This window comes from Anaerococcus tetradius (assembly GCF_947087635.1).
Lineage (GTDB): Bacteria > Bacillota > Clostridia > Tissierellales > Peptoniphilaceae > Anaerococcus > Anaerococcus tetradius.
Window position 1 is genome coordinate 21,486 of the sequence record NZ_CAMUDP010000009.1, and the last position, 10,901, is coordinate 32,386.

Sequence of the window (10,901 nt, forward strand, 5' to 3'; positions counted from 1 at the left end):
TGATTATGGTAGAAAATATAAAAAAATTTAAAATGTTTGCATTATTAGGAATAATATTAATGGGAATTGGATCATTTGTTAGTTGTCTATCAACTGTTGATTTGTACAGAAACCTTGGAACATTGGTTCTTTTAATTGGTTTAGTACTATCAATTATAGGCTTTTACAAATGGAGACCATAATGAATATTGACTATAGTAAACTTCTTAAAGAAGCTAATCAAATAGCAAAAAAATCTGTTGAAAATGGTAATAATCCATTTGGAGCTATTTTAGTTGACGATGCTGGGAATATACTGTTAGAATCCGGTAACCTTGAGAAAACATTAGGTGTTGCAACTGCACATGCTGAATTAAAGCTATGTGAAATGGCTTCAAAAAAATATGATAAAGAGTTTTTAAAAACAACAACTCTTATTACAACTGCAGAGCCTTGTGCAATGTGCTCTGGAGCAATCTATTGGACTGGAATCGGTAGAGTAGTGTATGGAATAAGCGAAGTTGATCTTAAAATACTTACCGGAGAAGACTTAAGAAATCCTACAATGTCTCTTGATTGTAGGAAAGTGCTTAGTTCTGGACAACATGAAATAAAGGTTGTTGGTCCAATAGATGATGTAAGAGAAGAAATAATCCAAATACATAAAGAATTTTGGAAATAGACAAGGAGAAATTATGCAGAAAAATACAACTGGCCCAGTATCGAAATCTTTATTTGATATAGATGGTAAGCCTGATTTAAAGAAATCTTTTCCTATAGCCCTCCAGCATTTATTAGCCATGATTGTTGGAAACACTCTACCAGCAATCGTTCTAACAAATACTTTGGCAAACACACCCCATGCACTTAGCCCTGAACAATCAGTATATTTGATTCAAGCAGGAATGTTTGTGGCAGCCCTTGCAACATTTTTACAACTATATCCTATCTATAAATTAGGACTCGGATCTAGACTACCTATGATTATGGGAGTATCCTTTGCTTACATACCGGTTATAGTTTCTGTTGCTGTTAAATATGGAATAGGAGCTGTTTTTGGAGCTCAGATAGTCGGAGGCATTGTTGCCTTTATTGTAGGAATGAATATTAAATGGCTTTATAAGTACTTCCCACCAATGGTGTCAGGTACTGTTGTACTTACTATAGGTTTATCCTTGTATTCTGTAGCCTTGAATTACATGGCTGGTGGCAAGGGAAATCCTGATCAAGGTCATCTAGTTTATTGGGCAGTATCATTGATAACTCTTGCAGTAGTAATAATTTGTAATATGTATGGAAAGGGACTAATAAAACTTTCAGCTATCCTTATAGGAATAAGTGTTGGTTATATAGCTTCTCTTTTCCTAGGAATAGTAGATTTTTCAAAACTTCAAGAAGCAAGTTGGATTACCATTCCAAGCCTTATGCCATTTAAAATAAACTTCCACTTGGATGCATGTATTACCATGGCAGTTATGTTTGTAGTAAACTCCATCCAGGCTGTAGGAGACTTCTCTTCAACAACAGCAGGTGGTATGGATAGACAACCTAGTGAAAAAGAACTAGAAGGTGGAATAAAGGCTTATGGAGTAGTAAATATGATATCATCATTTATTGGCGGTCTACCAACAGCCTCTTACTCACAAAACGTAGGAATAGTTTCACTCACAAAAGTAGTTTCAAGACATGTACTAAAGATTACAGCTATTATGATATTAGTAGCTGGATTTATACCTAAGTTTGGTGGCCTTATGCTTTCTGTACCTCAAGCCGTAATAGGAGGAGCTACAGTAACTGTATTTGCTCAAATAACCATGAGTGGTATGAGGCTTATCACATCAGATGAAATGAGTACAAGAAATGTAACCATCATAGGTCTTGCTATAGCCTTGGGTATGGGTATAACCCAAGTTCACCCTGATGCTTTGGCACAATTCCCTGATTGGTTTAGGATGGTATTCACATCATCACCAGTCGTTCTTGCAACTTTAATTGCCTTCTTCCTAAATATTATATTACCAAAAAAATCCATAGAAGAAGAAGCTAGAGAAAGAGAACAAATGGATAAATAAAAAAATAATTGTCATCTTAATCTTAAAAGATGACAATTATTTTAAATGGAAATGTTAAAAAAATAACGGAGTGTTTTATGAAAACTATTCGAAATGACCTTTTTAAATTTGAAGGCGAGGTTAGCAACAAAGAAGCCTTTCCTCTAGCCCTCCAACATGTAATAGCCATGATTGCAGGATGCATATCTCCACCTATTATCCTGGCGGCAGCAGCAGGCCTAAGCCCCGAGGATGCCACGATTTTAGTGCAAATGTCCTTGATTGGTTCAGCTCTTACGACCTTTTTGATAATTTATCCTATAAAGAAGTTTGGATCAAGACTACCTATGATTTATGGGGTAAGTTTTGCTTTTGTTCCAACTATGATTGCCCTTGCTGGTCAGTTTAAGGGCCTAGGTGGAAGTGAGGCGATAGCGATAATTTTTGGAGCCCAGATAATAGGCGGTCTTCTTACCATAGCCTTTGGCTTTCTTCTAAAGTACATAATGCCATATTTCCCACCCTTGGTTGCAGGCACAGTTGTTTTGTGCATAGGCTTATCCCTATATCCTGTTGCAATAAATTATATGGGTGGAGGGGGAGATGTTAGTATGCCTGGTTGGGGAGCTTGGCAAAATTGGCTAATAGCTCTTGTAACCCTATCCATAAATATAGGGCTAACTCATTTCGGCAAGGGACTAACTAAACTATCTTCAGTTCTCATAGCCATGCTTTGTGGCTACGCCCTATCCCTAGGCTTTGGTATGGTAGATTTTACTAGCGTAAGGAATGCAGCTTGGTTTTCTTTGATTAGACCCCTTCATTTTGGCGTAAAATTTGATTTTGCAGCGATAATTTCAGTTGTAATAATCTTTATAGTAACTTCTATCGAAGCTATAGGAGATATGACCTCGACTACAGTCGGAGGTATGGACAGAAATCCGACAGAGAGGGAACTTGAAGGTGGAATTGCAGGATTTGGTTTAGCTAATATTTTTGGAGCCTTCCTTGGAATCCTACCAACAGCGACTTTTTCTCAAAATGCTGGTATCGTTTCTATAAACAAGGTAGTTAACAAAAAAGTCTTTACCATGGCAGCTTTCATAATCTTTATAGCTGGACTTTTTCCAAAATTATCTTCGCTTCTTACTACCATACCTTTTCCGGTAATTGGAGGAGCAACCCTATCAGTCTTTGCAGCCATTTCTATGAATGGCATTAGGATGATTACAAGCCAACCCCTTAGTCTTAGAAATACCTCAATAGTTGGTATATCTGTTGCCTTGGGTTTTGGATTTACAACTGTAGTTGCAAGTGCAGATGCAAGTGGAGTTTATTTCTTGCCAGAAGGATTAAAAATAGCCATAGGAGCAAGTCCAGTTGTACTAGCAGCAATATCATCTGTAATCATGAATATAGTCATCCCAGAAACTGATGAGGATAGATTTGTAGAAGAGAATTTTGAAGTATAATGATACTAAGTAAAATTAGTCATCTTTACATATGTGCGGGTGACTTTTATTTTGAAAGCGATTGTTAAAAAAATAACGGAACAACATCTAAAAACAATTCGCTAAAATACTTTAAACCTCAAAAGTATTTAATAGCTTTTGCAAAGCTTTGAGGGGGAATCTTTGGATAACTTTTATTTTGTTATTAGTAATAGCTAGTAATAATACATAAGAAAGAGAGGATAAACATAAAAAGTTATACAAACGATATCACCGAATAGCTTAGCCTTAGCTTAACTATAGATAAGAACAAAACATAGAATAATGGAGGAAATCTATGAAAATCGAAAAGAATACCGATGTAAGTATTGATAATATTTACAAACTTGAAGGTAGAGTACCTGTTGCTAAGGCAATTCCGTTCGGCCTACAACACGTGCTAGCGATGTTTATTTCTAACCTAGTTCCAATTATAATCGTAGTTGGAGCTGCAACTAAGGCTCACCCAGAACTTGAAATTAACTTACCAATGCTAATTCAAAACGCTATGTTTGTAGCAGGTCTAGGATCACTTATCCAATTATATCCAGTTTGGAAGATAGGTGCGAAGTTACCAGTTATAATGGGTGTAAGTTTTACCTTCCTAGCTTCTCTTTTGTATGTAGCTACTACTTATAACTATCCAACAATGGTTGGTGCGGTTATAGTTGGTGGTTGTATTGAAGGATGTCTAGGTCTTTGTGCTAAGTATTGGAGAAAGTTTGTTTCTCCTATAGTTTCTGCCTGTGTTGTTACTACTATAGGTTTTTCACTTCTTAATGTAGGTGCAGCTTCCTTTGGTGGTGGCCATGGTGCAGCAGATTTCGGCTCAACACAAAATTTGCTTATCGGTCTTGTTACTTTGGTTGCTTGTATATCATTTAATTCACTTGCAAAAGGATTTTGGAAGCAACTTTCTGTATTATTTGGTCTAATCGTTGGTTATATACTTTCTGTATTTTTGGGTAGGGTTGATTTTAATCCAATACTCGATGCTAAGTTTGTAGCTATTCCACATTTTTTACCATTTAAGCCAGAGTTTAACTTAAATGCTATTATAGCCCTCGTTGTAGTTTTCCTTGTTTCAGCAGCTGAAACTATTGGAGATACAACAGCAGTTTGTGTGGGTGGTTTAGGAAGAGATATAACTGAAAGAGAAGTACAAGGTTCTCTTGCTTGTGATGGTTTCCTAAGTGCTGTATCTGGACTATTCGGATGTTCACCAATCACATCATTTAGCCAAAATGTTGGTCTTGTTGCAATGACAAAGGTAGTAAATAGATTTACCATAATGTTTGGTGCTTTGACTCTAATTCTTGCAGCTTTGTTCCCAAAAATAGGAGCATTCTTCTCAACCCTACCAGAGCCAGTTCTTGGTGGTTGTACAATTATGATGTTCGGTTCAATCGTTGTAAGTGGTATGAATATGATTGCTAGATGTGGTTTCACATCAAGAAATACAACAATCGCTGCTCTTTCTTTAAGTATCGGTATTGGTTTTACACAAATGCCTGAAATATTTAAGGAATTCCCACCTCTTTTAAGAGATGTATTTTCAGGAAACCCAGTAGCAAATGTATTTGTAATCGCCCTAGTGCTAACCTTCCTACTTCCAAAAGTTAAAAAGGAAGAAGAAATGGAAATAGCAATAGATATTGAAGAAAAATAACAAAAATTGGGGATTTTCCCCGATTTTTGCCCCGCTCGGGGTATACATATAAAAGGGATTACAAATATAAATGAATATATAAATATTTCTAAAATATATTCTTGCATCTAATAGTATATTTTAGATGTCTTTATACAAGCGGAAAAAGCTTTAAGGCTTGCTTTATTTTTTCGCAGATTATTATCCAAGCGAGTCGAAATTCTTACAAATTAACTTATTGTCGATAGGAGGTTAAGTATGTACGTAGGAAAAGATGTGAAAAGAGTAGATGCTTTCGATAAGGTAACTGGAAGAGCAAAGTTTGCTGAAGACTTGATGCCTAAAGATTGCTACACTGCAAAAATATTGCATTCTACTATAGGACATGGTCGAGTAGTAAAATTTGATCTTGACGAAGCAAAGAAAGTGCCTGGGGTTATCAAAATAGTAACTTGTTTTGATGTACCAAAGCATTGCTTCCCAACTGCAGGCCACCCTTGGTCAACAGAAAAAGTTCACCAAGATATAGCTGATAGGAGATTGTTAAATGAGCATGTTAGATATTTTGGTGATGATATTGCAGCAGTAATAGCCCTAGATGAAGTTTCTGCCAAACAAGCCTTAAAGAAAATCAAGGTAGAGTATGAAGAATATGAGGTAAAAACTGATGTTTTCGATGCTATGAAGGATGTAAGCCATCCAATTCATGAAGAAAACCCAGACAATATTCTAAAGCATACTACTAATATCAGAGGAAATTTCGAAGAAGCTATTAAGGAAGAAGGACTAATTAAGGTTGAAGGTTGGTATGAAACACCAATGATTCAACATTGCCATTTGGAAAATCCAGATGTTTATGCCTATATGGAGGCAGGTAAAATCGTCTGTGTTGCTTCAACACAAATCCCTCACATAGTAAGAAGATGTATCGGTCAAGCCCTAGGTATTGGTTGGGGTAAGGTTAGAGTTATTAAGCCATATATAGGTGGAGGTTTTGGTAATAAACAAGATACCCTCTATGAACCCCTATGTTCCTACCTAACAACCCTAGTGGCAGGCCATCCTGTTAAGCTTCTACCAAGTAGGGAAGAAACTTTTGTATCTACTAGAACAAGACACGCTATGAAGGTATATATAGCTTCATATGTTAGAAAAAATGGCGATTATGTAGCAAGAGAGCTAAGAATTTTCTCAAATAATGGTGCTTATGCTTCTCACGGCCACTCAATTGCATCCAAGGCTTTAAACTGTTTCCACCAATTATATCCTTGTGAGAATGTTAAAGCTGAAGCTTACTCAATCTATACAAATCTTCCAACAGGTGGAGCTATGAGAGGTTATGGTATTCCTCAAGCTATGTTTGTAAATGAGAGCCACCACGATGAAGTTGCCAAGGCCTTAGGCATGGATCCTTTGGAATTAAAATTAAGAAATGTAATGCCTAAAGACTATTATGATCCATTCTCCCACAATCAAAACTATTTTGATTCTTTCAGAGCTTGCCTAGAAAAGGGAGCTAAGGAGATGGATTATTACAAGAAGAAAGAAAAATATCAAAATCAAACAGGTAATTATAGAAGAGGGGTAGGATGTGCAGTTTACTGGTATAACACAGGTGTTTATCCAATTTCCCTAGAATCATCTTCTTGTAGGATGATAGTTAATGAAGATGGTTCAGTCCAAGTCCAACTTCCTGAAACAGAGATTGGTCAAGGTGCAGATACTGCATTTTCACAAATGGCAGCCGATGCAATAGGAATGAAGTTTGAAGATATCCACATAGTATCAAACCAAGATACAGATGTAGCTCCATTCGGTTTTGGAGCTTATGCTTCAAGACAAACCTATATGGCTTCCTTCTCAATAACAAAAACTGCAAAATCTCTAAAGAAAAAAATCCTTCACAGGGCTTATCTACAAACAGGTATAACAGAAGATAATCTCGATATTGTTGAAAGTAACATAGTTAGAGTTCCTGACGGAAAGATTTTACTAAGTATGGAAGATCTTGCGACAGAAGCAATGTACACCCTAAAAGATCCAAACCTACACATAACAGCAGAGGAAACCCACACCATAAGGTCTAATGCCTACTCCTTCGGAGCAAGCTTTGCTGAAGTTGAAGTTGATATCAATTTAGGAAAGGTAAAAGTTCTAAAATTAATCAATGTTCATGATGTAGGTAGACTTATAAATCCAGCCCTAGCAGAAGCCCAAGCCCATGGTGGTATGAGCATGGCAGTAGGTTTCGCTCTATCAGAAGAGATGAAATATAACGATAAGGGAAAAATTCTAAATAACAATCTACTAGACTATAAGCTAGGAACTGTAGCTGATACTCCAGAATTTGAAGTATATTTTATAGAAAATCCTGAACCAACAAGTCCATTCAACACCAAATCCCTTGGAGAGCCACCAACATGTGCACCAGCTCCTGCCATTAGAAATGCTATCTATCAGGCAACAGGAGTACCAGTTAGAAAGGCTCCAATGACACCACACGTTCTCTTCCCATTATTTAAGGAAGCTGGACTAATAGATAACGACTTATAAGAAAGGATTTGAAATGTTTGATGTAGAAAATATTTATGAAGCTTATACTGTAGATGAAGCATGCGAAATTCTAAAGGAAAAACCAAACTTGAGAATAATCGCAGGTGGAACAGATGTCCTCGTTAAGCTAAGAGAAGGTAGCATGGAAGATAAAGAACTTCTATCTATCCACCTTATTGATGAACTAGACAAAATTGAAATGCTAGAAGATAAAACAATAAAAATCGGAAGCATACAAACTTTCGCCCACCTAGCAGGAAATCCAATAATCAAAGAAAATATAGATTTCCTTGGCAAGGCTGTCCTAACAGCAGGGGGCCCTCAACTAAGAAATGCTGCAACAATTGGAGGAAATATCTGCAATGCTGCTCCATCAGCAGACTCTGCACCTAGTATGTTTGTTCTAGATGCTATTGTAGAAATAGCTAGCGCAAAAGGCAGAAGAGAAGTTCCAATTACAGACTTTTACAAGGGACTTGGCAAGGTTTATCTAGAAGATGATGAACTATGCGTAGGATTTAAGATAAAAGAAGAAAACTACAAGGGCTTTTATGGTCATTACTTCAAATATGCTATGAGAAATGCCATGGATATAGCAACAAGCTCTTGTGCAGTTAATGTAAAGCTAGACGATAAGGGAATAATAGAAAAAATCAAGGCCTGCTATGGAGTTGCTTCAGTTATTCCAGTAAGAGTCTACAAGGCTGAAGAAGCCTTCATAGGAAAAGAACTAAACGAAGAAAATATAAGGGCCTTTGCAAAACTTGCCCTTGAAGAACTCTCACCAAGAAACTCTTGGAGAGCTAGCAAAGAGTTAAGAACACAAATCTTATACGAAATTTGCTGTAGAAACCTAAGAGCCTGCCTAGAAGATTTTAGAGGAGAGAAAAATGCACACTAAAGAATATGGACCATACGCACCAAAAGCTGAAAAAATATCATATTACAAACCAAATTACAAGCTCGTAAAATGTAGGGTAAATGGAGTGCCTGTCGAAAAGATGGTAGATAAGAGAGCATCCCTAACAGACTTTTTGAGGGGAGATTTTGGCCTAACATCTGTTAAGAAGGGTTGTGAAGTTGGAGAATGTGGAGCATGTTCCGTCTTAATAGATGGAGAAAGTGTTGACTCTTGCCTATCTCTTGCCATTTGGGCTGAAGGAAAAGACATATGGACAACAGAAGGACTTAAAGCCTCTGATGGCTCAATAAGCTTAGTCCAACAAGCCTTCATTGATCATGCAGCAGTTCAATGTGGATTCTGTACTCCAGGCTTTATAATAAGGGCGACAGAAGTAGTTCATAGAAAGATTAGATATACAAGAGATGAACTAAGGGTTGAACTTGCAGGAAATATGTGTAGATGCACAGGATATGAAAATATCCTAAGAGCTGTTGAAGATGCAATAGAGATAGAAATAGCTAAAGACGGTGAAAATAAATAAAAGCCAAGCCATAAATCCAGATAAGGCAACAAAGATTCAATCAAAAAAAGATAAAAAACTCAAAAAGGGCTTTTGCTTCTTTTTGAGTTTTATCAAATTTACATCTATCTAGCTTTACAAGAAAAGTACAAGCACTAGCCTAGAAAAAAGCTTTAGAATTTACTTGCTTAATAATAAGCTTAGTTAAGAAATTTTAATTATCTAAATCCTTAATTAAGTCTAAAAATCTAATGAATTTCTTTAAGGAAAAATTTAACTTTTAGTTCTTTTGTGTTAAAATATAAGTGAGTGTAAACGTTAACTGAAATTCATTTTAATTTTTATTGTAACATGTTACATACTATAAATTTAGGAGATAAGATGTCTATTTTATTAAAAAATGCGCAAATACTTTGCGAAGATAAATTTTTGAAAAAGGATTTATATATTGAAGATGAAACAATAGCTGAAATAGCAGATTGTATAGATAAGAGAGCAGATAGGGAAATTAACTGTGAAGGAAAACTCGTCCTTGCAGGAGGAGTAGATGTTCACACCCACCTATCCCTTGACTTGGGAAAATTTGTATCCATTGATGACTTCTATACAGGAACAAGGGCGGCAAGCTTTGGAGGAACAACTTCTATTGTCGATCATATAGCCTTTGGTCCAAAAGATTCTTTGGTTTCAGATATGATAGCTAAGTACCACAAGATGGCAGATGGAGTTTGTGTAATTGATTATTCTTTCCATGGGGCTATCCAAAAAGCATCTGATCAAATTTTGGATGAGCTTGAAAAGCTTTACAAAGAAGGGATTGTTTCTACAAAGATTTATACAACCTATGGCGGAAAGCTTGAAGATGATTCTATGCTAAAGATTTTAAAGAAGGCAAAAGAAACTGGCACAGTAGTCTGCGTTCATTGTGAAAACGATGGTATGATTAAAGAATTAAGAGACGAAGCCCAAAAGGCAGGCAAGCTTTCACCAATTTTCCATGCCAAAACTAGACCAGCAGAAGCTGAGGCAGAAGCAATTAATAGGCTAATTTATTTAAGCGAGCTTGCAGGTTTTCCTAAGCTTTATATAGTTCATACTTCATCAGCCTTGGGTCTAAATGAGATTAGAAATGCTAGAAAACGTGGGGTAAAGAACCTATATTGCGAAACCTGCACCCAATATTTGACCTTAACAGAAGAAAAATATGAAGAGGGTGGCCCAAGCCAAGGAGTTAAATATATTTGTGCTCCACCTCTAAGGAAAAAATCTGACCTAGAGGCTCTCTGGGAAGGGGTAGCTGATGGCACAGTTAATGTTATTGCTACTGATCATTGCCCATTTTTCTACGAAAAAGAAAAACTTCCTTACAAGGATGATTTCCTCAATGCTCCAGGAGGCATACCAGGAATAGAAGAGAGGATGGAAGTTATTCTTACTGAAGGAGTAAGGAGGGGAATTTCCCTAAAAACTTTGACAGAGCTTCTTAGCAAAAATCCTGCTAAGATTTTCGGTCTTTCCCACAAGAAGGGAAGTATTGAAGTAGGAAAAGATGCTGACATTGCCATATTTGATGAGAAAAGCTATACAATTAGCCAGGCCAATAGACATTCGGTATGTGATTATACGACTTATGAAGGATTTAAGTCCTCTTATAAATTAAAGCTACTTATAGCCCGTGGAAAGGTTATTTTAGATGATGATGGCTACCATGCTAAGAAGGGCCAGGGTAGATTTATTAAAAGAAAATTTGATTAGG

Annotated in this window: 9 protein-coding genes; all 9 read left to right on the top strand. The window is 36.5% G+C overall.

Annotation, left to right across the window (positions count from 1 at the left end):
- The first annotated feature begins 5 nt into the window (after positions 1 to 5).
- The 9 genes from P6936_RS04260 (at position 6) to hydA (ending at position 10,900) form a co-directional block, all read left to right on the top strand.
- Complete coding sequence (locus P6936_RS04260) at positions 6 to 182, top strand: hypothetical protein (RefSeq protein WP_276880936.1); 177 nt, start codon at positions 6 to 8, stop codon at positions 180 to 182.
- Positions 182 to 661 carry a nucleoside deaminase gene (locus P6936_RS04265; RefSeq protein WP_276880937.1) on the top strand — a complete coding sequence of 160 codons (480 nt, stop codon included), beginning with the start codon at positions 182 to 184 and terminating at the stop codon, positions 659 to 661. The genes P6936_RS04260 and P6936_RS04265 overlap by 1 nt, the downstream gene beginning before the upstream one ends.
- Positions 662 to 674: 13 nt before the next feature.
- Positions 675 to 2,051: a uracil-xanthine permease family protein gene (locus P6936_RS04270; protein ID WP_276880938.1), complete on the top strand. Its 1,377-nt coding sequence runs from the start codon at positions 675 to 677 to the stop codon at positions 2,049 to 2,051.
- 77 nt (positions 2,052 to 2,128) lie between these two features.
- Entirely contained in the window at positions 2,129 to 3,502 is a 1,374-nt protein-coding gene (locus P6936_RS04275) for a uracil-xanthine permease family protein (RefSeq protein ID WP_276880939.1), read from the top strand.
- 316 nt (positions 3,503 to 3,818) lie between these two features.
- On the top strand, positions 3,819 to 5,189 hold the full coding sequence (locus tag P6936_RS04280; RefSeq protein ID WP_276880940.1) for a uracil-xanthine permease family protein: 1,371 nt from the start codon (positions 3,819 to 3,821) through the stop codon (positions 5,187 to 5,189).
- 237 nt (positions 5,190 to 5,426) lie between these two features.
- The gene (xdhA, locus tag P6936_RS04285) at positions 5,427 to 7,721 is read left to right on the top strand and encodes a xanthine dehydrogenase subunit XdhA (protein ID WP_276880941.1); all 2,295 of its coding nucleotides are present in this window, start codon (positions 5,427 to 5,429) and stop codon (positions 7,719 to 7,721) included.
- Between the two features lie 13 nt (positions 7,722 to 7,734).
- Positions 7,735 to 8,622 carry a xanthine dehydrogenase subunit XdhB gene (gene xdhB, locus P6936_RS04290; protein WP_276880942.1) on the top strand — a complete coding sequence of 296 codons (888 nt, stop codon included), beginning with the start codon at positions 7,735 to 7,737 and terminating at the stop codon, positions 8,620 to 8,622.
- Positions 8,612 to 9,166, top strand: a complete 555-nt coding sequence (gene xdhC / locus P6936_RS04295) for a xanthine dehydrogenase subunit XdhC (RefSeq protein WP_004836876.1) — start codon at positions 8,612 to 8,614, stop codon at positions 9,164 to 9,166. The genes xdhB and xdhC overlap by 11 nt, the downstream gene beginning before the upstream one ends.
- A gap of 360 nt (positions 9,167 to 9,526) precedes the next feature.
- Positions 9,527 to 10,900 (top strand): dihydropyrimidinase, encoded by a 1,374-nt coding sequence (gene hydA / locus P6936_RS04300; RefSeq protein ID WP_276864128.1) that lies wholly within the window; start codon positions 9,527 to 9,529, stop codon positions 10,898 to 10,900.
- Position 10,901: the final 1 nt, after the last annotated feature.